The organism is Micromonospora sp. DH14 (assembly GCF_029809455.1).
GTDB lineage: Bacteria > Actinomycetota > Actinomycetes > Mycobacteriales > Micromonosporaceae > Micromonospora > Micromonospora parva.
In genome coordinates, this window is record NZ_JARVKT010000007.1 from 111,854 (window position 1) to 134,768 (window position 22,915).

Below are 22,915 nucleotides of genomic sequence, written 5' to 3' on the forward strand. Positions count from 1 at the left end.
GTTACGCCGCGGCCCGGCGCGGATGCGGTGAGGGTTCGGCGTGAGGTAGCGGTCAGGCGCGCAGCGCGGACAGCGCGGACGCGGCCACGCGGGCCGTCGGCTCTACCAGGGCGGGGTCCGGGATTGTGTCCAGACGCAGCGGCGCGACCGTCAGCGTGAGATAGAGGTTGGCGTCGTAGGTGACGATGTGGCTACCGGCTGCGTCGGTGTACTGGTAGGCGCCAGCGCCCAGGGACGTGATGTCTCGAACAGACTCGGTCTCGTTATGAACGCGGCGCAGTCCCTCGTACATGACCCGCCCCGCCTCCGGCGCGCCGATGTTGGCCGCCACGGTCACGACGACGCCTCCGGGCAGTTGACCGAGCGTCGCGGTACACGTCAGGTTGGTGGTGGCACCGACCGGACGATTCTGGTGCTGTTGCTGTCTCACCGGGCCGAACAGTTCGCTCAGCGGCCGGAAATCCAGCGCCGGGCACAGCGCGTCAACGCTTCGGTAGGTCGCTGGTGGGCCCGTGGATGTCCCAGCAGTGCCGAATCCGGCGGTGGAGGACGGCGCCACCGGCGCGGTCACGGACGTGTCGTCGGCCTCCGAGCAGCCGGTCAGCGCCAATGCTGCAAGACCGAGGAATACAACAAGAGCCGAAGCAGCTCTGCGAGCAGGCAGGCTCACGCGGTGCCCTGCGTCATCAGCCGAGGGCATCAGCGCGAGAGCTGCCCGCCGTTCTCGGCTGCCCCTCACACCAGAGATGGATTGATTTGCTCGACCGTTCATTCGCGGCAGCACCTATCTGGGGGCGCAGCGCATCAGCCCACCGCAATATGGCGGCGAGCCTGAACCCATGTCCCTTCCCCCGTTGTTGAGGACTGGGTTGTTCGGCTTCGAATCCACCACAGCACCTTTGTGTGTGTCTACCAATGCGACTACACCTGGCCGGATGCCAAACAACCACATAGGCCAGCCGTAGCCATGTTGAGCTGCGCAAACAGTGGCTATAAAGGCAGGTCGCGGAGATGGTGAAGCTGGTGCGTCGGTGGTGGAAACGCTAGCGTCCAATCCGCCATTGGACGCGGCGGCAGTTTGCACCACCGCCGGCCAGGACCGTGCAACACGGGGAGGTATTAGATCGTGAATCAACCTGACTCGCAGGTGCGGCAACGCCTAGCGGCATTCGCGGCTTCGGCATTCGCCCTTGCGACAATCGGCGCGTTGTCCGCGTCACCAGCGAGGGCGGAGGTGAGTCCTTCGAGTTCGGCGACCGCTACGGCCAGCCCTGACAAGCCAAAGCCACAACGGTCCACCGTCGAGACGGAGCCCTCAACGTCGAAGCCGACCGCCCCCAGTGCTCCCGACCCGACCGATCCTCCGCCGGAGCCCGACCCCACCACTGCCCCGCCCGATCCCACCACCAGGCCGCCGGAGCCCGATCCGAGCACTCCCCCGCCCGACTCCCCACCCGCGCCGGAACCAACCCGGGCAAGTCCTCGGCCGTCGAGCAGTGCGCCAAGCGGGGGGCGGAATCCGCAGCAGCCAGGCGGGGGCGCCACAGATGGGGGCGACCAGCCGAGCAACGACGGCGGCGGTAACGCCGAATCATCGGCACCGTCGCTCCCGGTGACCGGCGGGAGTATCGCTCCTATCGCTGCCACTGGGGGCGCGGCCCTCATCGCCGGCGTCGCGCTGCTACTGGCCGGCCGTCGGAAGCCACGATGAGCACAAGCTGGCCCAGCTGACGCAGGCGGAAGGAGCAGCCAGTGACGACGCAGCACCCGGACCGGGCGGTCTGGCCATCCTCGATCGAGGACGTCCCCACCACCGCGCCCGGCCGGGCGCCTGCGGTCGAACCCGTTCGCCGCACCGCTGCCTCACCCAACAACGGCATCCGCACCGGCACGCAACCCGCTGGCTCCGACGCGGCACCGTCCTTGGCGGCCGGTGACCGAAGCGGCCGACGGAGGCGATGGGCGCGCGGACCCGCGGCGCTCGCTCTGGCGTCCCTGCTCACGGGCGCGTCCATCGGATTCGGCCTGCGCTACTCGGTCGTGCCACCGCCGCGTCAGACGCCGACAGCCTTGGCGCCCACCGCATCTGCCGGCGCAGCATTCGCGCAGCGCCAGGCAGCGGTCAACCGGGCTAGCCTGCCGGCGCCCGACATCGCGGACTTCGCCGATCCTTGGCTCGCCACGGTTGGAGGGTGTTCCGTCGATGCGATCAGCGAAGCGCAGCGCAGCAACGGTGAGACGACTCGAACCCGCTGTACCGCAGGCATCGTCACCGGTTACTGGATCACGTACCGCAACCTCGCCGACCGGGAGGCCGCAGAGGCCCGATACCGCAGTCAGGCGGCCAATGCGGCCACCCTGGCACCGGGTGCGGCGGCTCCGACGCAGCAGCGCACCGCGGCCGGTCGCACCGTGCAGTACATCGAGTACGCCTACCGAATCCCCACCGGCGACCGGGCGGGACAGGTCGTGGTCGCCATCTGGTGGAGCGACCTCACGAAGCCCATCGCAGGAGTCTTCACCTGCTACTGGGCTGAGCTGGCATCCTCGTGGCTGCCACTACGCGACCTGTGGGCACAGGCCGCCACGACGCCCGTTCAGCGGTAGCCGGCCAGTGCTGGCAGCCGCCCGGCGGCGATCTCCGCGACGGCGTAGGGCACAGCCGCCGCCGGTACGACGACCTCTCGGCTCGCCCACGGAACGGGAAGTGTCGCTTGCCCGCACTGCCCGCACCACGATCCCGCCTGCCAGACCTGCCACGCACGGCCAGCCAGCGTGCCGCGTCGTCGACCTCGTTAGGCTGCGACCCCGAACCACCAGAACTCGCGGTGCCAACATGGTGGTGCTGGTGTGAGTCGTCCTGATCCCTGCGGCGTAGACCGGGGCCAAATGGCGTCGACCGCCGGTGGCGCCACAACACGGGCTAGCGGCAAGAGATGACATATCACGAGTATGAACGCCTGCACCGACAATGCGATGACCGGTGCTAGACCGTCCCAGCGGGCTCATCGTAGCGATCGGCGAGCAGCCGTCCACAGGTACGGGCGCCATACGTGGTGCGCGTCCGTGCTACTCGTATCCCAGCCGCGTCGATGGCGGGGTAACGTCGCCGGCTGTTGAGCTGCACGCAGTTGGGGCATCCTGAACCAAGACTCACGAAGGGCGATTATGGCCGAAGCCATCGACATCTGGCCTAGCTCATTGGATCGATGAGGTAGGGGAAAGCGCCAACCCTCAAACCTCCGCCGGTCGCGGCTCGCTCCTCACTACGTCATCGACTGGACAGCTTTGGTCCCACGGAGGTACCTCGACCAGTACCGGTAGGTAGTCAGCTCCGACGATCAGGGTCAGCGGGTAGCGACGGCTCCGTGCATCGGCGAACGAGTCGGTGCAGTGGAGTAGGGGTCGGGCCCACTCAACTCTGGACGCCAATCACTGAGTGGCACTAGTCCGGGTGCCATAATGGTGAAGTCACCAAACAGAGCGCCGAGCTGCGCGTCCGTTCGGAGTGTGATTTCGGTGGCCGCTTGCGCTTTGAACACACTCTTTGCCGTGGAGACGGTTGTCTCGTCATAGGCGTCGGTTACGTCGACGGCGCTCAGGTGCGAAATGACCATCGCGCTTCCTGGAGCAAGCTGGTCTCGGATGGGTGCGATAACGGCATCTATCCGATTGTCGGGCACCTGCTGGAGCACCGCGCAGTAGAGCACGGCGACTGGCCTGTTCAGGTCAATCACCGTTGCTAGGTCACTGTCGCTGAGGGTGTCCAGCAGAAGCTCAGGCTGGGTGAAGTCGCCTTCCAGCGCGCGGTGCGGGCCGCCCATTAGGATTTCGTTGGATGCGACAACCGCGACTGGGTCGATGTCGACGTAGAGCACCCGGCTGTCTGGAGCGATTGCTTGCGCGACCTCGTGAACGTTACCTTGAGTAGGAATGCCCGAGCCTAGGTCCAGGAATTGCCGGATGCCGGTCTCGGCCAGCACATGTACGGCTCGGCGCAGGAACAGGCGATTCGACCAGGCAATATCCCGAGCCTCCGGGACGGCCCTCAGGAGCTGATGCGCCGCCGCCCGATCAGCGGGAAAGTTCCTCTCACCACCGAGGAGGTAGTCGTAGATACGGGCGACCGTGGCGCGACCGAAGTCCACGCCGCCGGCAGCAGTCCGCTGGTCAGTCAAGATTTCTCCTACTTTCGATGCGCGGGCACTACCGCGCTATTGGAATCCCTTGCCAGCAGCTCGATGAGCGCGTCCGATACCAAGGCCAGCCGCTGTGCATCGGCCTCAACATCCGGATGTGAAACACGCGATTCCTGCGGCTCCAGACCCGGCTCCTCCTGCAGGTCCGGCCCAGCTTTTGCCGGTGATTTGAGCCTCTGCATGGCGGCTAGAATTGCCGCTGCCTCGCCAGCCGCCGCAGCCCGGTCGAAGCTGTAACCGGCGCCTGCCGCGCTTCGCTTCGCCTCAGCAATGACTCCTGCGTCCAGCGGGCCGAGCGCTTTTAGGCCGTCGGCGATCTCTACGCATCGCCGATACAAGTGCTGTCCGGCGCCCAGCAGTACACCTCTGGCCCGCTCGGGTTTATGAGGAGGGTCAAGCGCGATAGTAGGCGTCGCCTGGAAGAGGGCGTACCACAGTGGATGTAATCGCCGATAAAGGCGACGTCGACGCGGCAGCGCTCGCACCGCATCAGCGAATTTCCATGCGGACGAAAATACGAGACTGATGCACACTAGCGGCAGCGCCAACGTGATTAGCGCCTGCGACACGATCGGTTCAGACCACGGAGGATCGATGCCTCTTAGCTTCAAGGCAATGAAGAGACCTTTGTGCACTACGTATCCGGCACCGAAAGTGGCGCCAATCGCGAGGAGTCTCATACTGACACGCAGCCGACGCTCGGCGAACTTTGCATAGCGGATCGACATTCGGAGAATGTCGCCAATTGCTACAGCTAGGCAAACTAAATAGCCCAGCATATAAATGCCGATTTCCGGCAATTCCGCATACCTCTCCGCGAAGCGCAGAGGCTCGGATACAGCGACGTCGGCCGCCACGAACATGGCTACCATCAGACAAAGTACGGCGGTAAGCACCACCAACCGGACCCGAAGCCGGCGCGGGGCCTTCTCCGGGTCACCGAGATATAGAAACAATATTTGCACCGCAGCAGCAACTACCAGAACGGAGCCGTTCTCCAGGATCTTCGTGACGTTCGGTATACCGGTGGCTTGATCGACTGCGGTATACACCGGCGCCCAGCCCACGATGACGGCCACTGCGCAGCCAAGGCAGATAGCCGCGCTCGCCTGAATTTTGGGATCCTCAGGGTCTCGCCTCAGGGCTCCGAGCTTGACCAGAAACGCCGCCATAGCGAGCACCGCAGTGACTATATGGCCGATCGCCACCAGCATGTCGGCCCCGTCTAGTCCGTCAAAGCTGCAGCAATGCGGTACACCACTGCGGCGGCGTCGTCGTGAAGGCCAGCGACGTTGACGACGTCCCCTAGGCCATCCAACCGCGCCCCGAGGTATGTTGCGACCACCTCAGCGTCTCGCTCCTGCTGCTGGTCATAGGTCCTTGGTGATCGAGCCATCACAGAGTCGACGCCCTCGACGCTGAACACTTCAGCCATGACCTCGCCGGCCCCGTCTATTACAGGCCTGCCTACGTGGTTCAGTGCCATATGCATGAGCTCGTGCAGGAGGGTCTGCACCTCCAAGACCATCGACGTCGCCCTGCTGTAGAGGACGTAGTCCGTTTCGGGCGTCGCCACCCATAGGCCGCACGGCAGGGTCGAGGTCTGAGATGTCATCGCGACCAGCTGGATCGGACGGTCTCGTGCAGCCTCCAGTGCCGCGATCAAGGACTGGACCGTCAACGGCACGGGCAGCTCAACCGCCACCCGACGGAGCAACCACTCAGCCCGGCGCTCTTGCCGCCGCCACATACCTTCACCTCCTGAGGCGGGCGCGCCGAGGCACACCGTGCGCCGAGCAGCGCCCCGGCCCCACTAAGTGGCGGCTCAGTGACTACGCTCAAGAGCCGACCACAATAGTGGTGAGACGCTAAGGGGGCAGCATAGCCACCAACACGCTCCGGAGGCACCCCCTCTACCGCTTGCAGCCATGGAACTTCCACAAAAGAGTGTCCTGAAGCATCGCCAAACGGGGCGAATCGCACTTCGCACGCGCCCACTGAGATGATGACGCGTCCACGGAGAGGCCCACCCCTTGAACGTAACTATCGACCTGCCCCAGCGCCCCAGCCTCGCCGACAGGGTGGCGCGCGCCGCGACAGAGGTGTTCGCTCCGACCCATCTCACGGGTGCTATGCCGATCGTCATCGGAATCCAAAGTGCAGCCACTGCACGCATCGGCCTTGCCTGGGGCCTGACGGCTGCGCTGTTCTGCTCGGTTTTTCCGAGGAGCGTCGTTTGGCTCGGTGTCCGCCGCGGCCAGCTCACCGACCGGCACGTCGGGCGCAGAGAGCAGCGCCGAGCACCAATGGTGTGGGGTTTGTTGTCGGTCTTGGGCGGACTTGCGATATTGGTTGGCTTCGGCGCCCCCCGTTCGTTGACGGCGTTGGTCGTCGCGACGTTCGCCATTGGACTGACTTTGACCGCGGTCAACCTCGTCTGGAAGATCAGCGTGCACGCAGCAGTCGCGGCTGGTTCGGCCGCCGTGCTGGTGAGCGTGCTTGGTCCACCGCTGCTGCTTCTCGCTGTTCCGGTTGTTGCCCTTATCGGCTGGTCCCGCATCCGGCTGCGCGACCACACGCCTGCTCAGGTGGTGGCTGGCACCGGCGCGGGTCTGGTCATCTCGATGCCGATATTCCTTGTGCTGGCTTGACCGACGCCGGGTCCACGCCCACCAGGAGCTTTGCCGTTCAGTTCAGGCCTGTCAGGCCGATCCGGGGCGACCGCCACGACGCGGCGGGGGGTTCCGCCGCGCCTCCAAAGCGGCAACCTGCTCGACAATCGCCCGCAAGGTAGCCCTTGGCATGCCGGGAGGTAGGTTTCGCGCCAGGACTGTGATCTGAGCGAGGTCAGGGTCCGCCTCGGGAGCCGAAGCATGGCCGGCAGGCGCGGCCGAGTCGAAGAAGTAGCTCGGACTAACACCCCAGAAGTCAGCCAGGCGCTGGATGTTCTTCATGGTGGGGTTATCCCGCTCGCCGCTCAAAAGATAGTTCAAATAGGACACCGACAGGCCTGTGGCGGCCGAGACCTCCTCCGGCGTGAACTTCTTCTCCGTGTCCTTGTTCAGGCGTTCGTCGAACAGAGCTTGGAGTCGACCCGCGAACGTGGAGCCTCCAGAGCCTGGCCCAGCCGAAGGGTGCGACCCTGGTCCACCCCCAGAGTCCGTCATAGTCATTCCCCAACTTCTCGACGCGCCACTATCGTGGGCAAAGTGAATTTTCGACCACAACAGTTGCGGAGCCGTGCCGCCCGGTGCGAAGCTTGCTCGGGCACGGCCACTGCTGTGGCAGTGACACGGTATCGGACAACCATAGTGTTGCAACAGGTGTCCGTTGTTCCGACACCTGGCGGAACCGGCGATGCCGTATCGGAGACGGGCAGCGCATCTAGAGGCGGGATCGGGGGGATGCGCGATGCGCGCCGGAGAGCCTGCGCCAGGCAGAAGTCCGCGGGGCAAATGCCTCCGCGGATGCCGTCACGCGGCACCCCTGCGTCGAAGCGAGCTGGCGTCAGTGGCCTCGGAGCAGCAGACTTCGGGGCCACTGCCGTTCCTGGCCGACACTCGCGGCAGCGACTTGCAACAGCACCACACGTGGCACAGCGAGTGCGGCGCTCCTTCGTACGTTGTCCTCGCAGACCGTCGCGCTCAGCGGCTTCATCTGAGCATTGGACTGCCGTCTTCACATCGCCGGCGACCGTCGCTGGGGCTCTGGTCACATACTGACTGTAATGCCAGGAGACCCACATGATTTGGGCACGCGGCCGTATCGCACGTCGCCTACGGGATGCCGGGCTGCCGCCTCCGCCCGCTCCATACACCGTCGATGCCTGGTGCGAGGCCATCGCCCACGGCCGAGGCCGCCCGATCCACCTTCGCGGCGAGCACCTCGGTATGGAACTCCCCTCTGCGTTTCTCATCAAGCTCGAGCATGCAGACGTCATCATTGTTGACTCGGCCCTACCGACGCTGCCTCGAACGCAAGGCATCCTGCACGAGCTGGCTCACCTTGTCCTCAACCACAGTGGCGACGCCCTGCATGCCGAGGTCGACGCAGCCGTTGAGGCTGAAGCGGAGCTCGCAGCGGACCTGCTCTTCCAGCGGCTGTCCAATGCTGCGACGGTCGCGAGCCGGGCATTGACCTCCGGCACCGCCAACTCGATCCGTAGCCAGCGGCTGTGGTGGCCTACGAGTTGGTGGACCGATCGCCGAACGGACTGGCAGGTCAACCAGCTGTGGATGACCCTACGAGCGGGCATGCCCGAGGCAGCCATCATCACGACCACTACTGCTGAAAGGGTCCCGGTAGAAATTGGCGGCAGCCGGCAGCGTTACCGGCGGGCCGTCGAGGTGCACGAGGCATTGCGGTTGCTGCGTCCGTGGTACTCGCGGCAGGTACACGACAGCGCCACCCAGCGTGCCCAGCGCTATCAACTGGATGCCACGAGTACGGCTGCGGTGGTCGAGGCGGCTCAGGTGGCGGTGGCGCTGCGGCGCCATCAGACCGAGCCGCCCTCGGACGACGTCCCACGGTTACCTCAGCGACGGCTTGCTGCATACGACATTCGCGCGGAGGCCCGCCGCCTGGCGCTCGTGGGTCTTGCGCTACATGACTCCCCCCTCGTCGCTGCGGAACTCGCTCGCTGGAGCCCGGTGGCCTACGGCTCGCCGCCCGAGGAACCTGGGTCCACGGCCTTCGATAGTTTCCCGATCACCCCGCTGAACAGAGCCGCGACTCGAAACGGCTGGGCCGGCGCGACGTAGACGGAGCGGTAGGACCTCCGCTCCAGCGGCGTCCAAAGCTGATGGCTGCCAGAGTGTGGCGTGATCCCTGATCTGGGACGGGAACATCTCGCCGCCAAAGTGCGGGCCGCTTCCGAGGGCGCAACCGAGAGTAGCTAGTTCGCGTCGCTCGTCGTCGCTGGCGATCCCCGGTGCGATGACTGCCAGGTCGAGATCGATCGCTAGGTCAACGGCCGCGCGGATCACCGACCGCGCGGGGCGCCAACCCGCGTCCAGCGCGTAGGCCGGGTGCACTCGCAGGAAATGCCACGGTGCCGCGTCCAGCGACTCAATGCTCCGTGTGCTACTGCCGTAGTCCTCTAACAGCAGCCGGACACCCAAATGGCGGAGTTGCTCCGAGGCATCTCCGGGAGGTAGATCCGCTGGCTGGCCTACTGCGAGCACGAGCGAGGAGGCCGCCAGGTTGCCTTGCAGCGCCTCTCGCAAGCCATCGACGAATCCGGGTGTCACGGCGCGGGCGGGGATCGGCACGACCAGTGCAGCGTGCGGGAGGGCGTTCCGCCACGTCGCGGCGGCGGCTATCGATCGGGTCAACACGGTTCTCGCGAGACCCTCCAACGCGTCTTGGTCGTCAAGGAGTTGGTACGCGTACCCGTCGGCGGCGAGCACGTCATAGCGCGAGTACAGCCAACGGGGCACGGACTGAACCATCGTGATGCTGCCACGGGCGAGATCAACGATAGGTTCGAAGGAGATCGACATGCGTGCGTGTTCGAGCTCTCGTACGAGCGGAACGCTCTGAATCGGGCCAGCCTGATACGTGACCAAACGGTCTTGGCCTTGCCGGATGGCCCACCACATCACCCGCTCCGCCGCGTCGAGTAGAGCGGCGATCTCGTCGGGAGCGCCTGAGGTCATGCCTGCGCTCACCCGGACCGCTAGCTGCGAGCCTCCGATGTTGATGGGTCGGCGCAGGGTTGCCACGGCGTAGCACGCCCGCTGGTAGGCGCTCATCTCTGTCGTAGCCCACATCACGAATGCGAACTCCGCGTCGCCAACCCGGGCGACCTCCGCCGCGTCTCTTGATGTTCGACTGAGCCGTGTCGCCAGCTCGTTCAGCAGGACAAGAGCTTTATCGCGACCGACCGCGTCAGCCAGGAACTCATAGTTCTCTAGCCGGATTGCCACCACGTGACAGGTGTCCGAAGCCTTCTCAGCAACCCGGGTGAGCAGCGTCGCCCGGTTCGGCAGGCCGGTGTCGCGGTCATGATGCGCCTCGTGCCTCACCAAGGCGTAGGCATGCGCGATGTCCAGGCTCGTCGACAGCGTCGCCGAGAATGCCCGCAGAGTCGACCGCTCGCGAGCCGACAACCTGTCGCGAGCACCCCGAAGGTAAAGCCTCAACGTGCCTTGCAGTCCAGTCGTCTTGGCACCAATCTCGTGCGCGATGGGCAGCGGGGCGCCAGCGGCGTACACAGGGACTTCTGCCGCCGGACCGTCGAACACCACCGCCGCGTCGCGATCGGCACGCACCAACCGGCCGCCGCCCGCAATCTCGATATCTGCAGCCTGAGCACCGAAGAGCTTCACCGCCCCGGCAGCCGCGGTCCGGAGCACGACATCGATGTCCCGGCTCGCCAGGGCATCGCTCAGCACAGCGAGGTGCTCCCACGCGCGCCGTTCCTCACGGATCCGAAGGCGATGTGTCAGCACCAGATGCAGGACTAACATCGCGGCAGGCAGAGCTATCAATGCCCGCATATCAAGGCCGGTGAGAACCGAAACCAAACCTGCCGTGCCGACTTCAGCGAAGCCCACGATCAGTCGTGTACGCCACATGTAGCGCAAAACCGTCAGGACGGGACGGCCCGTTGCCAGCGCCGCTGCGGCCGTCGTGACTATTTCCTGTAGAGCTAGCACCGCGATCCCTGCGACAAGGAATCCCAGTACATAAAGTTGCCACCCCGAAGTTGCCAGCCCCGAGTCCTCAAATCTCGGACGTATACCGAAGGCGTGCATAGTTACGGCGGCCAGCGCGGCGGCTACGACATCCATACTGACGTTGTGGATAGCCTTATGCAAACCAGCGGAACGTGGGTATCGTGTGAGGATTCGGGCCACGGTGACGCCGACGGCGGCGCAGATAATCACCCACGGGACTGGCAAGACTGATGCGCACAACAGCGTCGCCGTCGGCGTCAGCGTGATCCGAAAAGGTATACGGGGCGGCACAGGCGCCGAAAAGATGGCACCGACCGCCATCACGGCCGTGCCCATTATTGGGTACACCAAATAATACGGCGTCGGTTGATGTAGGTTTATCGCCGCCCACAGAACGCTTGAGAGCGCCGCCGCAAAGACTGTGATCGTCAACAGCACCAGCGCAGGCCCGCGTCGTCGGGATGACATCAATCATTCCCCCGTATTCATCAACCTCAGCCCTCTCTGCAACAGATCGTCCACATTAACAGGTGAAGCCAACCTTAGTCCCACTCAACGCCCTTGCGCATCACTGAACCCCCTCTCCCGCCTCTCCAATGGTTGGAACATATGACCGCGTGTCGACCATTATCAACTGCAAAGAGTCGTTTTCGTCACTAACCGCGCACTGGGACGCACCGACGTAACGAAAAGGCAATCGCCTGCGCACTTGGGGCGACCATTGGTGGCTTAGTGTGACCTCGCAGCCACATGAGGTGCGCCATCGCCCTTGACGCCCACAGCATGGTCACTCGGCGCAACGGACAGATGACTATGGGGATGGGCGCGCGATCCACGAACTGACAACGCCCGCCCTGGGGGGCAGCCGAGTTGGTCGTCATTCACGTGCTCGTCGACTCCCTGGCCAGGAGTTAAGCCGCCGCCTCTCCGCGCCCGCACTGGTGGCGCTATCGTCCTGATATCGACTATTTAGGACGGCCCACAGTGCGGTAGTTGTGGACCGGCAGACCCGAGGAGCCGTTGTTGCGCGGCGGCTTGCAGGACGAGCGCGGGTGGCGGATCTGTCCCCGCCGGTCTTGCGTTGTCGATTCATGCCTGCCCGACCCGACGAACCGCTTAGGTCAGGGTCGTGAGGACGGTGTGCTCGTGTAGGTGGCGGCGCGGCCGCGATCGAGGATCAGCACAAGGGAGAAGAGGCCCGCCCGAGCGCCGGTCACCTGTTCGTGGGCAGAGAGGACCTCACCGGTGCCAGGGTTGAGGATGAGCTGCGTTGTGGAGCCGTCGACAGTCACGCTGAATCCAAGGCCGGCCCGTCCGGCCAGGTCTGTCTGCTCGCCTCCGAAAGAGATGTTCGGCACGCCGGCCAGGACGCGCAAAATCTCCGCGCGCTGCTCCTGACTGAGGTATTGGCTAGTGGCGAGGCCGATGACGCCGTGGACGAGCATTCGGGGGTAGGCAGGCTCGTTAGCCAGCTCCCGTGGTGCTAGGGAGCCGGCGAGCGTGGTGGCATCGGCGGGCAGCGGTTCCGCCAGATACGGCGGCAGTTCGCCCGCCAGGTATCGCGTGGTCTTTTCTGAGGCTGCCGGGAACCTGCTCCGCTCCGCCGGTGTCGGGCGGTGGGTGAGGCCAGGCACATCGGGAAGCCGGCGTGTCAACTCCCGGCCGGAGCTGTCAGTGTCGCGGCGCCAGCGACGCACATCAGAGCGTGTAATCACGTTGGTAGCGCGGGTCCACGACTGAGTGTGCAGGTAGGTGTACGGCAGGTTGGTGGAGGCGTCGGCGGGTGTACTGCCGACGCTCGCGGCGAGGGTCATCAGGCGTTCGTGCGGGGTGAGGCCGGGATCGGTGGCGGCCGTTCGAGGGGTTGTGGTGCTCTGCTGCCGCGGTGATACGGATGCAGGTTGCGAGCCGGTTTGGCCGGCGGGGTTGCTTGATTGGCAGGCAGTGAGCAGGACTCCGAGAGCGCTCGCAGTCACCAGGTGGGCGAGAGCAGTCCGTCGGGGCATGGGCATCGTGGTGATGATTCCTCGCTGGATAGGTAAGCGGTCAGATGGCTGGCGCTGGCGCGCTTCGGCGTTGAGGCGGCCCAGCGTCGCTGTGGTCGGTTAGCAGCCGGGAGGTCTGGCACGGACGTCGATAGGGCTGCTTGGTTGGCCTGTCGCGCTAATTGGCCCTGAGCAGGTTGGTCAGCGCCTGTCGGCCGCGGTCGGTGAGCATGGCCGTCAGGGATCGCCGGTGTGGCACCTGTCGCAGGTGTCCGTCGGCGAGCAGCACGTTGAAGGTGTCGCGGACGGTGCCCTCTGAGGGCCGGTTGGTGCCCTCAGCAGGGGTGTTGACCGTGGCGGCAAGCTCACGCACCGTCCATGTCCGGGTGGGATCCGCGAGCAGCGTCGTGTAGATGCGGCGCCGCTTGCCCGCCATCGACCCACCGTCCGAGCGCAAGTCCTCACCGCCGGGTCAGATCGGCCTGCCCCGCTGTGCGCAACTGCTGTCCGCCGGTCGGCCCGCCGGTGTTGTTGTTTCGGTAAGCATGGCTAGGGCTGTGAATCATGGCGTTGAGCTCCCATCGGTGATGCCGCTGCCGAGTCGTGTGGCGGGTCGTCGATTCCGGCCGGGTGGCCGTGGCGTTGGTCGACGCAGGTGGTACGCATGCGGGTTAGTTCCTGGCGCAGGCGCGGGCCGTCGCGGTGACCTGGATGCGCGGCGCGGTGCTCGGCGGCGGCCCGGGCGAGGAGTTGACGCGCGGGTGCGCAGTGCCCGTCTTGATAGAGGACGAGGGCGAGGGTCGCTTGGGCGGCGAGGGTGGGCAGTGCCCGGGGGCCGTCGGCGGAGGTGTGGTGGCGGATGAGATCGCGGTAGCAGTCGGCCGCTTCGGGGAGTTTGCCGGTGCGGCGGTACGTGTTGGCCAGGATCTTGAGGGCGGCACGTGCCTCCGGTGATGTGGCGCCGCGCAGGCGGCGTAGGGAGCGGCACGCCCAGCGGGCCCAGGGCAATGCGGCGCTGGGACCGTCGTCCGTGAGGGTGAGTTCTGCGAGCAGGGCGGCAGCGTTTGCGGTGGCGACGTCCAATGCGGGGAGGTCGTCGGTGGGATCGATGTGTAGCAGGCCGGCCTGCAGAGCTTCGATCGCGCGTGAATGGTCGCCGTGATTGGCGTGGGCCCGGGCGTAGGTGAGGCGTTGTGCCATGGACATCCGGGGTCCGACGAGCTGTCGAGGCTCGGATCGCCACGTGATGTACAGGTCATCGGGCCCGGCACCGACCGCGACGCAATGGATGCCACCGGGGGCGTACGCGGCAGCGCAATGGATCTTGCCGCGAGGTACGAGGTGAGGGGCGCGATGCAACACGGCTTTAGCGACCGCGTCGCGCAGCGCTTGCGCTGGCACGGGTGCACGCCCGCAGGCGGGCATGCACAGGTAGACCGGCGGGCACCCGGGAAGCTGCACCAAGATCATCGGATGGCCGCAGTTGTGGCAGGTCACCAGTCCCGGCGGGACGGGGGCGGCTGGCACCGCGCGGGCACGCGCCACCCATTCGTCGATCGTGGCCTGTGATAGGCCGCGCTCGCGGGCCACCGCACTGATCGCCTGGTGTAGGTCGTGCTCAACGGCACGCTTGAGCGTCGCGGCGACCGCGTCTGCGACGAACGCAGGCGTCCATGGGGTAACCGACGTGCTCCGCGACGGCATAACGTATTCCTCTCCTGATCACGCGGTTCTCGTGCTTGATGACAAGCCGGTCAGCGCTGGCCGTGAGGGGGTTGCCTGGGTGCAGACGGCGCGGTGGTTCTCACTGGCGGGCGTCGCAGCGATGTCCGTGATGCGGGCGCCATGTGGATCGCCTTGGGGCAGGTAGCGTGCGGCGATGGTCATGGCGACGGTGAGGCAGCGCTGGGCGACGTCGCACCATCCGCAATCGCGGTAGAGGCACGCGAGGTGTGTGAGCGTTTTCAGGCTGACCGGGGCTTCGGGTCCGTGCCGTCGTGCGGCAGTGGTGTAGACGTCTGCGAGGTCTCGGATTGCCTTCTCACAGCGGCCGACGCGGTGGTGTGCCTCGGCCATGCCGGCGCGGGCGTACAGGGTCCGCTCGTGGCTGTGGCCGAGTTCGGCGGTGGCGAGGTCGACCAGGTCGCGGTAGGTGGTGACGGCCTGGTCGACGTGTCCGGTCAGCGCGGCCAGGGGTGCCAGCATCGCCGCCGCGTCGAGGCGCTCCGCGGAGTGATTAGTGCGGTGGGCGAGCGTGTGGGCGTAAACCGCCCACTGATAGGCGTCATGGAGATCACCCAGCGTCTGCCGCGCGGCGGCGTGGTCGATTGCCCACCGAGCGGGCATCTGGTGGAGCCCTCGCGCCGGTTGCGGTGCCCGGGGCATCGTGAGGTGCATGGTTGTTCCCTTGCGTTCGTCGAAAGGCAGGCGGGGACTGTGCGGCCCGGCGCGAGTCGCCGGTCAGGTGCTGCTCACGTCGGTGGGCGTGAAGTGGCAGCCAGCCGATGGGTTCCGTCCTGGCCCGGCGCGCTAGTGGGCGGGGCTTTGGGCAATGGTCGAGGTGAACTGATAGGAGCGCAGCACCACCATCGGATCGGCCATCAGCTCGGCGAAGCGGTCCAGGTCCTCTTCCGTCGCGCCGTCGACCAGCAGCTGGTCGGTCAGTTGGTGAACGTTGTCGGCGTAGAGCTGGCAGCCGGGGCCGCCGCCGGTCCAGGTACGGGCGGTGGTGCGGGCGTGCACGTGGTTCATCCCGGCGTGCAGCAGCAGAGAGGCTGCCCTGTCGCCCCAGTGCAGGTCGACGCCCTGGCTGGCGAGGACGTCGAGAACGCGGCGCACCACGTTGGCGAGTAGTTCCGCGTCTTCGGGGGAGGGAGCGCGGTGCACCCACATCTGGGCGTAAACGATGTCGCCGAGGACCAGCCATCCGCCCGGCTTCAGTAGGGAGATCATCTCGTCGAGTAAGTCGGTTCGGTTGGCAAGCGGCGCCAGCGCGCAGCGCGCATTGATCAGGTCGAACGGCGCGGCTTCGGCGGGTAGTTGCAACCCGTGGCGCAGGTCGCGTTCGTAGACGTGGACGATCGCGGTGGGGTCGAGCAGTTTCGCGTCGTCGTCTAGGGCGACGACGCGACCCGACGATCCGACCAGGCCGGCGAGGTAACGCGTGAGCGAACCAGCTCCAGCGCCGACATCGAGAGCGCGCTGCCCGCTTCGGACTCCGATACGCGCGAATTCCCGTGTCGTGATCGGGTCGAACACCTTCGTGAGGTCTAGGGGCGGCGTGCTGCTGCTTATCTGGTGGCGCTGGTGGGTGGACGTCATCGGTTCCTCCTGGTTCAACGCTGGTTCGCGAGAACGCTGGTGCCGCTGTGGGCCCAGCACAGCTCGACGGACTCGGGGCTATGGACGAGGGCCAGCTCGACAAGCCGGATCAGGTGTTGGCGTAGGTCGGCACGGGTGGACTCCTGCCATCGCTGGTAGGTAATAAGTGGCCGGGTGGCCGCGGTGCGTCGGTCGTAGGCGGCGGCGAAGCCGACAACGAGCGCTTCCAGGTGCGCCGCGTCGTACAGGACTGCGGGGCAGAAGCAGACATAGAACCTGCGACGCGGGGCAGCGGCGTAGGGCTGGAGGTACTGCTCGCAGGTGGTGCAGCGGGCCAGGTCGGTGAGCAGCCAGAGGCTGGTGTCGTCGTCATTCACGATGTCACCGCCTTTGCCTTCTTGAAGGTGGGTGGGGTGGTCGGCGGCGCCGTTCGGGTCGGCGACGCCAACCACCCACCGCCGCCCGCGATGGATGCTCGGACGGCGGCCCCGCGCCTGGTGGGACCTGACCCGCCAGGTGCAGGGGTGCAAGCGAGGCGCGGAGCTCGCCTCGCTGGGCTGTGAAGGGAGACGTTGGTGGTCATCGTGGGGATCCCGTAGGTACGGCAAGCACGTCGTGCAGGCGGGCGGGATCGGCGCGCAGGTCTGCTGCGGGGGCGTTCAGGGCGATGGTGCCCCTGTCGAGGACGGCGACGTCGTGCGCGATGTCGAGGGCGAGGGCGAGGTTCTGCTCGGCGAGTAGGACAGCGCTGCCGGTCTCGGCAAGGCCGGTGATGATCGCGGCGAGCTGGCCGACGATGGCGGGGGCGAGGCCTTCGGAGGGTTCGTCGAGTAGCAGCACCTGCGGCGCGGCGAGCAGGGCGCGGGCCAAGGCGAGCATTTGCTGTTCGCCGCCGGAGAGTTGGTGGGGCCGGTGGTGACGGCGTTCGCCCAGCGCGGGGAACAGGTCGAGGATCTGCCGTGCGGTGATGGTGCGGGGGCGGCCGGGGTGCGGTCGGGGTAGCGCTAGGTGCTCGGCGACGGTGAGGCCGGCGAACAGGCGGCGTCCTTGCGGGACGAGGCCGATGCCGGCGCGGCAGCGGCGGCGGGCAGAAAGGCCTGTCACCAGTCGGTTGTTGAGGAGGATTTCAGTACCCGACAGCGCGGGGTGTAGGCCAGCGATGGTGTTGATCAGAGTGGTTTTGCCGGCCCCGTTGCGGCCGACCACGGCGCTCACCCTCCCGGCCCGCACATTGAGCGTGACGCCGGTGAGCAGAGGTGCGCCGTGGTGCCCGGCTCGCAGGTTGCGCACCCGCAGGATGGGCGGCGCAGCTGCGGGCGGGTCGGTGGTGGCCTTCGGCGTTGTGGGCACGTGGTGGGTGGGGTCCGTCTCGGCGAGGTACACGCGGCGCACGTCCGGGTGGGTGCGCACGTCGCTGGGGGTGCCGGTGGTGAGGTGTTGGCCGTGGTGCAGGACGGTGACGGTGTCGGCGACCGCGGTGACGAAGTCGAGGTTGTGGTCGACCAGCAGCACGGCGATGTCGGTGGGCAGTGCGCGGATCAGCTCGGCGAGGCGGGTGACCTCCGTGGTGGCGAGGCCGGCGGAGGGTTCGTCGAGCAGGAGCAGTCGGGGTTGGGCGGCGAGGGCGACGGCGACTTCGAGGCGGCGTTGGTCGCCGTACGAGAGTTGGCTGGTGGGCCACTGGGCGTGCTCGGCCAGCCCGACCCGGGCCAGGGCGTCCAGGGCCGCCGCTGACGCGCGAGGCCGCAGGCGCAGCGCGGCCAGGTGCTGCCCAGGCACGGCGAGTAGCACGTTCTGGACGACCGTCAGCGGGCGGGCGAGAGCGGGATGCTGCCAGGTGCGGGCGATTCCGGCGCCGGCGCGGCGGTGGGCCGGCCAGCGGTGGATGTCGTGTCCGGCGTAGTGGATGCGCCCCGACGTCGGGCGCAGGGTGCCGGCGATTAGGTGTAGCAGGGTGCTCTTGCCGGCGCCGTTGGGTCCGATGAGGGCGTGCCGGGCCCCGGGGTGCAGGTCGAGGCTGACCTCGTCGACGGCTCGGCGGGCGCCGTAGGCGCGGCTGACGGTGTCCAGTCGCAGCAGCGGTGTGCTCATATCCGCTCCCGATCGCGTCGGCCGACGAGCCCGGCCAGCCGGTGTCGGGGTAGGTAGGCCAGGGCGAGGAAGCTCAGGCCGAGCAGGGTGCTGCCGTGGCCGCTGAGCAGGCCGCCGGCCCAGTCCCGCGCGGCCACGAGGAGGATCGCGGCGGCGCAGGCGCCGATCATGCTGCCGGACCCGATCAGCGCGGCGGCGAGGGCGATCGCGGAGATGCCCATGGCGGCGTCAGCGGGCGAGACGTAGCGGGTCACCGCAACGAGCAGCGCACCGGCCGCGCCAGCGATCCCACCGGCGAGGGTGTAGGCGGCGAGAAGGAGCCGGCTGGTGTGGTGGCCGGCGGCTTGCACACGGGGCTCGTGGGCGGCGATGCCGCGCAGAAGCAGGGCGAAGCGCGTGCGGGTGAGGACGATGACCGCGGCACCGATGATCAGGGTGCACGCGAGGACGTACAGGTACACCCAGCCGGGCCGGACCAATGGTGCCAGGCCGGGCAGCGCGACCACCGGTGGTATGTGGGTGCCTTCGCTGCCGCCCGGCGCCCACTGGCCGGCGGCGGCGTGCACGAGTTCACCGACACCGAAGGTGACCATGAGGAAGGTGGTGGTCCGGACCCGCACCGCGAGCAGGCCGGTCACGGCGGCGGCGACGGCACCGGCGGCGGTCGCCGCGAGCAACTGGACCGGACCGAGACTGGTCAGCGTGGCGAGCGTAGCGGCGGCGTAGGCCCCGACGACGAGGTACGCGGCCTGCCCCAGCGGTGGTTGCCCGACCAGCCCGACCAGCAGTTGGGCGCTCATCGCGAGCACGGCCATGACCAAGGCGGTGGCGGCGAGCGAGACGAGGTAGGCGTTGACCATCCACGGCAGCGCCACCGCCACCGCGACGACGATCCCCGAAGCGACAGGTACCAGGCGCGCCGCCCGGCTGACGGGTCGCCGTTGCGCCGTTGCGCTGGTGGGTGCGGGTGTGAGGGTGGTGGTCACGCAGGCCGTCCCGCAAGCGAAGGGCGGTGCCGGATGGTGAGAGCGACCAGCATCGCGGCGGCAAGGACAAACGCGGCGGCGCCAGGGACAAGAGCGACGCCGAGCGTGAGGATTTGTCCGACACCGAGGGCGGCGAGCAGGGCGCCGCGGATGCTGCCGAGGCCGCCGACGACGCAGACGATCAGTGAGTAGACGAGGATCGTGGTGTCCACGCCGGGGGCCGGGCCGATGACCGGGGCGCCGAGCACGCCGGCGGTGACCGCGAGGACTCCCCCACCGACCAGCACGGCGGCCCGGGTCCTGCGGGTGCGTAGTCCGGTGGCGGCGGCCATGCCAGGGTCGGCGACCACGGCCCGCACCATCGCTCCGGTGCGGGAGCGCTCGACGAGCCAGATCAGCAGCACGATGATCAGGGCGGCGACCGCGATGAACCCCAGTCGGTAGACCGGGTACTGGTAGCCGCCGAGGCTGACCGACCCGGCGAGCGCGCGGGGTGGGTCGACTGAGCGCGGTTCGGCGCCGAACACGGTGCTGAACCCGTCGGCGGCGATGTACGCCACCCCGAGGGTGGCGAGCACCTGGTCCAGCGGCCGATCCGTGAGGGGGCGCACGGCCGCGGCGAGGCCCGCGCCCCCGATGGCACCGATCAGGACCGCCGCGACGAGGGCCAGGCCGAGGCCGACCCATCCGCCGTCGGCAAGCTGCCAGGCGATGTAGGCGCCAGCGAGGTAGAGGGTGCCGTGGGCCATCGAGAACACGCCGGCCACGCCGAAGATCAGCGTGAGTCCGGCCGCGATGACGAACAGCAGCAGTCCGTACGCGACCCCGTCCAGCGCGGTGATCGTGTAGGGGTTGACCAGCCCGCTCAGGCCCACGGCACTCCTCCTTCCGAACGCAGGTCAGGCGGAGGCGAGCCGCCGGCCGATGGTGGTGTGCATCAGGTAGCCCGACAGCATCAGCTGCGGGTCCATCAGCACCTCCCGCAGCTCGGCCAGGTCATCGCGGCTCATGCCGGCAGCGACCAGCTCGTCCTCGCGCTGGATCGAGTTGGAGTGGTGCAGCTGGCAGATGCCGGTGCCGCCGCGCCACGAGCGGGACTCGATGCGGCTGTCGACGTCGACCAGGCCGAGGCGCAGCATCACCTCCGGCGCCCGCTGCGCCCAGCCCATGTCCGCCCCGCGGGACTCGCCGTAGGCGAGCAGCGCGTCTTGGAACCGCTCGATCAGCTCGGTGGCCCGAGGGCTGGGGCTGCGGCGGATCATGTCCCGCCAGGTGCAGTCCCAGTCCGCCACCACCATCGCGCCGCCTGGGGCGAGAGCGCGCGTCAGGTCGGCGAGGACCTGCTCCCGCTCCGGCAGGTGCATCAGGACCAGGCGGGCGACGATTGCCTGCTGCGACCCTGCGGGCAGTTCCATCTCGCGGATGTCGCCGGCCCGGACGGTGACGTTGGGACCCTCGGGGATGTAGCGGGGGTCGAGGTCCACGGCGGTGACGTGCCCGTCCGGGGCGACCTGGTCGGCCAGCCAGGTCGTCAGCGTGCCCGCCCCGGCGCCGATATCCGTGACGTTCCAGCCCGGCCCGACCCCCAGCTCGAACAGGGTCCGGCGAGTGCCAGCGTCGAGGATCTCAGCGAGGTGCCGCAGCTGGTTGGCGGCCTCGTCGGTGGCGTTGTCGAACATGTACCCGGCATGCGGCGTCTCGGTCGTGGTCATGATTTGTCCTTCCTGATTTCAGGAGCCGAGGGTGGTGAGCGTTTGCACCGTGCGGTTGACCCACACCTGCCCGTCCTGGGCCACTTCCCGCAGGTAGTACGCCTGGACAGGGGTGTGGTTGGTCGGTCCGAACTGCCAGGCGCCCCGCGGCGAATCGATCGACCCCACCCGCGGCAACGCCGCCGTGAGCGTCTGCGACGTCAGCCCGGTGGCCGCCCCACTCGCGGCGGCCGGCGACGCAGCCGGGCTGCTGACCGCCGGGCTGCTGCTCGGCGCAGGGCTGCCGGAGGCCGGTGCAGTGCCGGTGGCGGTGGGTGTATTCGCGGGGGCATCAGACTGAGCGAGCGCTTCCGAGATGGCCCTGTCCAACACGAGCGCCGCGTCCCACGCGCAGACGTGGTACACGTTCGGGAGCTTCCCGTCGTTACCTGCGGTGAACCGGCTTACGAAGTCTCTGTTTGCTGCGTTGTCCAGCGTCGGCGAGTAGTTCAGGGCGGTGTAGATGCCCTTGGCTTGGTCCTTCAACGCCGCCAGTGGCGCGCCTTCGGTGAGGAAGCCCGAGGCGTACAGCGGCGTGGTGATGCCGTACTGGCGGTACTGCTTGACGAACTCGATCGCGGACGCGCCGGCGTAGAAGGTGTAGACGGCCGCCGGCTGGGCCTCCTTGATCTTCGTCAGGTAGGGGGAGAACTCGGTCGTCGGCGCCGGCGCCCACGGCGTCCACGTCGGCTCCCCGCCTGGGTTCGCCAGCTGCCCGCCAGCCTTGCGGAAGGCGGTGACGAAGCCGCCGATCTGATCACGGCCGCCGATGTAGTCCGGGCCGATAACCCATACCCGGCCGTTGCCGACGGTCGTGCGCAGGTAGCCGGCGATCGACGCGCCGGTCTCCTGGCTCAGCCACGACGTCGACCACAGGTAGGTGGGATTGGCGATCGTTGAGGGCCGCCCACCCATGCCGATTAGCGGCACCTTGGACTCGTTCAGCAGCGGGTACAAGGTCTGTACGGTGTCGGCGGTACCCCCGCCGACGAGGGCGAGGACTTTGTCCTGCTCGATGAGCTTGCGCGCCGACGCGAGGGCGGTGGCCTTGCCGTCGCCCTCGTCGGCCTCGATCACCTTCACGGGTCGGCCGCCGAGCTTGCCGCCCAGCTTGTCCAGGGCCAGCCGCCACCCCGCGGCCTGGTCATCACCGATCGACTTGTAGTTGCCGGTTTTTGGCACGATCAAGCCGATGCGGATCTCGGCCGCGTTTGTATCCGCGTCGCCGAGACTCGATCCGGCACAGCCGGTGGCGAAAAGCAGGATGGTGGCAGCGATGGCGGCGATCGCCATTCGCCAGCGATGATGCCGGCGGCCGGTTGGTTGAGGAGTCACGAGAGTCGACGTCCTTCCGTTGTGAGGGGATGGTGCGAGGGCCGTGCGTGGTGCTCGGGTGGTACGACGGGGCCGGTCAGGTGGTGTAGGACGGCCAGGACGGAGGCGGGTTCCGTGGCGTCGCAGGTCAGGACCGGCACCTGCGCGCTGACCCGTAGGGCATCGCGGATCTCGCGGCGGTTGCGGGAGCCGCCGAGCGGCCGGTTGATCGCAACCAAGTACGGCAGGGCACGGGCGTCGAGGTAGTCCATTGCCGGATAGGACACCGGCAGTCGGGTGGTGTCGACCAGCACGACCGCGCTGGTGGCGCCCAGAGCGAGGTGGTCCCACACCCACCACCAGCGCCGCAGCTCCGGCGTCACGTGCAGGACGACGGTGACCCCGGTGGAGAGGGTTGCGTAACCGACCTCTCCGACCACGCCCGACTGGCCGGGCAGCGTCGCGCGGCCACGCTGAGCGGCCCGCAGGAAGCAGGACTTCCCCACACCCGCGCCGCCGGTCACCAGCACCTTGACCGTCGAGGCCGCACCCCCCATCACGCCCGAGTTCGTGCTCATGCTCATCGCC

The 22,915-nt window shown here is 67.5% G+C and carries 20 protein-coding genes and 1 pseudogene; 3 read left to right on the forward strand and 18 right to left on the reverse strand.

Features of this window, described 5'->3' with window-relative positions:
* Positions 1 to 52 precede the first annotated feature (52 nt).
* Complete coding sequence (locus QCZ28_RS12060; protein ID WP_279516728.1) at positions 53 to 670, reverse strand: hypothetical protein; 618 nt, start codon at positions 668 to 670, stop codon at positions 53 to 55.
* 1,082 nt (positions 671 to 1,752) lie between these two features.
* On the opposite strand from QCZ28_RS12060, the gene QCZ28_RS12065 reads away from it, so the two are divergent.
* Positions 1,753 to 2,607, forward strand: a complete 855-nt coding sequence (locus tag QCZ28_RS12065; RefSeq protein WP_279516729.1) for a hypothetical protein — start codon at positions 1,753 to 1,755, stop codon at positions 2,605 to 2,607.
* A 740-nt stretch (positions 2,608 to 3,347) separates the two neighbouring features.
* Here the strand turns inward: QCZ28_RS12065 and QCZ28_RS12070 are convergent.
* Genes QCZ28_RS12070 through QCZ28_RS12080 form a run of 3 tightly spaced genes read right to left on the reverse strand, consistent with a single transcriptional unit; the run spans position 3,348 to position 5,904 of the window.
* On the reverse strand, positions 3,348 to 4,178 hold the full coding sequence (locus tag QCZ28_RS12070) for an SAM-dependent methyltransferase (RefSeq protein WP_279516730.1): 831 nt from the start codon (positions 4,176 to 4,178) through the stop codon (positions 3,348 to 3,350).
* Positions 4,179 to 4,186: 8 nt separating this feature from the next.
* Positions 4,187 to 5,413: an MAB_1171c family putative transporter gene (locus tag QCZ28_RS12075; RefSeq protein WP_279516731.1), complete on the reverse strand. Its 1,227-nt coding sequence runs from the start codon at positions 5,411 to 5,413 to the stop codon at positions 4,187 to 4,189.
* 11 nt (positions 5,414 to 5,424) lie between these two features.
* Complete coding sequence (locus QCZ28_RS12080) at positions 5,425 to 5,904, reverse strand: hypothetical protein (RefSeq protein WP_279516732.1); 480 nt, start codon at positions 5,902 to 5,904, stop codon at positions 5,425 to 5,427.
* A gap of 328 nt (positions 5,905 to 6,232) precedes the next feature.
* Between QCZ28_RS12080 and QCZ28_RS12085 the strand changes: the two genes are divergently transcribed.
* Positions 6,233 to 6,850 carry a phosphoesterase PA-phosphatase gene (locus tag QCZ28_RS12085; RefSeq protein ID WP_279516733.1) on the forward strand — a complete coding sequence of 206 codons (618 nt, stop codon included), beginning with the start codon at positions 6,233 to 6,235 and terminating at the stop codon, positions 6,848 to 6,850.
* Between the two features lie 51 nt (positions 6,851 to 6,901).
* Here the strand turns inward: QCZ28_RS12085 and QCZ28_RS12090 are convergent, their stop codons facing one another.
* Positions 6,902 to 7,372 carry a helix-turn-helix transcriptional regulator gene (locus QCZ28_RS12090; protein WP_347815100.1) on the reverse strand — a complete coding sequence of 157 codons (471 nt, stop codon included), beginning with the start codon at positions 7,370 to 7,372 and terminating at the stop codon, positions 6,902 to 6,904.
* Between the two features lie 717 nt (positions 7,373 to 8,089).
* Here QCZ28_RS12090 and QCZ28_RS12095 point away from each other — a divergent pair.
* Positions 8,090 to 8,959 carry a DUF6545 domain-containing protein gene (locus QCZ28_RS12095; protein ID WP_279516735.1) on the forward strand — a complete coding sequence of 290 codons (870 nt, stop codon included), beginning with the start codon at positions 8,090 to 8,092 and terminating at the stop codon, positions 8,957 to 8,959.
* A 105-nt stretch (positions 8,960 to 9,064) separates the two neighbouring features.
* Here the strand turns inward: QCZ28_RS12095 and QCZ28_RS12100 are convergent.
* From QCZ28_RS12100 to QCZ28_RS12160, 13 genes and pseudogenes are all read right to left on the reverse strand, one after another.
* Positions 9,065 to 11,347, reverse strand: a pseudogene (locus tag QCZ28_RS12100) (EAL domain-containing protein); the annotation flags it as partial.
* A 653-nt stretch (positions 11,348 to 12,000) separates the two neighbouring features.
* Positions 12,001 to 12,693 (reverse strand): hypothetical protein, encoded by a 693-nt coding sequence (locus QCZ28_RS12105; RefSeq protein WP_279516736.1) that lies wholly within the window; start codon positions 12,691 to 12,693, stop codon positions 12,001 to 12,003.
* Positions 12,694 to 13,042: 349 nt separating this feature from the next.
* The gene (locus QCZ28_RS12110; RefSeq protein WP_279516737.1) at positions 13,043 to 13,300 is read right to left on the reverse strand and encodes a hypothetical protein; all 258 of its coding nucleotides are present in this window, start codon (positions 13,298 to 13,300) and stop codon (positions 13,043 to 13,045) included.
* 113 nt (positions 13,301 to 13,413) lie between these two features.
* Complete coding sequence (locus tag QCZ28_RS12115; protein WP_279516738.1) at positions 13,414 to 14,568, reverse strand: tetratricopeptide repeat protein; 1,155 nt, start codon at positions 14,566 to 14,568, stop codon at positions 13,414 to 13,416.
* A gap of 18 nt (positions 14,569 to 14,586) precedes the next feature.
* Positions 14,587 to 15,261: a hypothetical protein gene (locus QCZ28_RS12120; RefSeq protein WP_279516739.1), complete on the reverse strand. Its 675-nt coding sequence runs from the start codon at positions 15,259 to 15,261 to the stop codon at positions 14,587 to 14,589.
* A 132-nt stretch (positions 15,262 to 15,393) separates the two neighbouring features.
* Positions 15,394 to 16,185 carry a methyltransferase domain-containing protein gene (locus QCZ28_RS12125; protein WP_279516740.1) on the reverse strand — a complete coding sequence of 264 codons (792 nt, stop codon included), beginning with the start codon at positions 16,183 to 16,185 and terminating at the stop codon, positions 15,394 to 15,396.
* A 14-nt stretch (positions 16,186 to 16,199) separates the two neighbouring features.
* Positions 16,200 to 16,562: a hypothetical protein gene (locus QCZ28_RS12130; protein WP_279516741.1), complete on the reverse strand. Its 363-nt coding sequence runs from the start codon at positions 16,560 to 16,562 to the stop codon at positions 16,200 to 16,202.
* Between the two features lie 202 nt (positions 16,563 to 16,764).
* Positions 16,765 to 18,276: an ATP-binding cassette domain-containing protein gene (locus QCZ28_RS12135; RefSeq protein WP_279516742.1), complete on the reverse strand. Its 1,512-nt coding sequence runs from the start codon at positions 18,274 to 18,276 to the stop codon at positions 16,765 to 16,767.
* Complete coding sequence (locus QCZ28_RS12140) at positions 18,273 to 19,262, reverse strand: branched-chain amino acid ABC transporter permease (RefSeq protein WP_279516743.1); 990 nt, start codon at positions 19,260 to 19,262, stop codon at positions 18,273 to 18,275. Before QCZ28_RS12140 ends, QCZ28_RS12135 begins: the two co-directional genes overlap by 4 nt.
* On the reverse strand, positions 19,259 to 20,137 hold the full coding sequence (locus tag QCZ28_RS12145; RefSeq protein WP_279516744.1) for a branched-chain amino acid ABC transporter permease: 879 nt from the start codon (positions 20,135 to 20,137) through the stop codon (positions 19,259 to 19,261). Before QCZ28_RS12145 ends, QCZ28_RS12140 begins: the two co-directional genes overlap by 4 nt.
* Positions 20,138 to 20,161: 24 nt before the next feature.
* Complete coding sequence (locus QCZ28_RS12150) at positions 20,162 to 20,974, reverse strand: class I SAM-dependent methyltransferase (protein ID WP_279516745.1); 813 nt, start codon at positions 20,972 to 20,974, stop codon at positions 20,162 to 20,164.
* An 18-nt stretch (positions 20,975 to 20,992) separates the two neighbouring features.
* A complete protein-coding gene (locus tag QCZ28_RS12155) occupies positions 20,993 to 22,348 on the reverse strand; it encodes an ABC transporter substrate-binding protein (protein ID WP_279516746.1) in 1,356 nt (451 codons plus the stop codon).
* A complete protein-coding gene (locus tag QCZ28_RS12160; RefSeq protein ID WP_279516747.1) occupies positions 22,345 to 22,905 on the reverse strand; it encodes a hypothetical protein in 561 nt (186 codons plus the stop codon). Before QCZ28_RS12160 ends, QCZ28_RS12155 begins: the two co-directional genes overlap by 4 nt.
* Between the last annotated feature and the right edge of the window lie 10 nt (positions 22,906 to 22,915).

What these genes read in the sequence shown, in the direction of transcription:
- QCZ28_RS12095 (WP_279516735.1), top strand. Translation starts at nt 8,090, where the DNA reads ATGGAACTCCCCTCTGCGTTTCTCATCAAGCTCGAGCATGCAGACGTC.
- QCZ28_RS12160 (WP_279516747.1), bottom strand. Translation starts at nt 22,905, where the DNA reads ATGAGCACGAACTCGGGCGTGATGGGGGGTGCGGCCTCGACGGTCAAG.
- QCZ28_RS12075 (WP_279516731.1), bottom strand. Translation starts at nt 5,413, where the DNA reads ATGCTGGTGGCGATCGGCCATATAGTCACTGCGGTGCTCGCTATGGCG.
- QCZ28_RS12090 (WP_347815100.1), bottom strand. Translation starts at nt 7,372, where the DNA reads ATGACTATGACGGACTCTGGGGGTGGACCAGGGTCGCACCCTTCGGCT.
- QCZ28_RS12110 (WP_279516737.1), bottom strand. Translation starts at nt 13,300, where the DNA reads ATGGCGGGCAAGCGGCGCCGCATCTACACGACGCTGCTCGCGGATCCC.
- QCZ28_RS12105 (WP_279516736.1), bottom strand. Translation starts at nt 12,693, where the DNA reads ATGACCCTCGCCGCGAGCGTCGGCAGTACACCCGCCGACGCCTCCACC.
- QCZ28_RS12120 (WP_279516739.1), bottom strand. Translation starts at nt 15,261, where the DNA reads ATGCACCTCACGATGCCCCGGGCACCGCAACCGGCGCGAGGGCTCCAC.
- QCZ28_RS12125 (WP_279516740.1), bottom strand. Translation starts at nt 16,185, where the DNA reads ATGACGTCCACCCACCAGCGCCACCAGATAAGCAGCAGCACGCCGCCC.
- QCZ28_RS12115 (WP_279516738.1), bottom strand. Translation starts at nt 14,568, where the DNA reads ATGCCGTCGCGGAGCACGTCGGTTACCCCATGGACGCCTGCGTTCGTC.
- QCZ28_RS12135 (WP_279516742.1), bottom strand. Translation starts at nt 18,276, where the DNA reads ATGAGCACACCGCTGCTGCGACTGGACACCGTCAGCCGCGCCTACGGC.
- QCZ28_RS12150 (WP_279516745.1), bottom strand. Translation starts at nt 20,974, where the DNA reads ATGACCACGACCGAGACGCCGCATGCCGGGTACATGTTCGACAACGCC.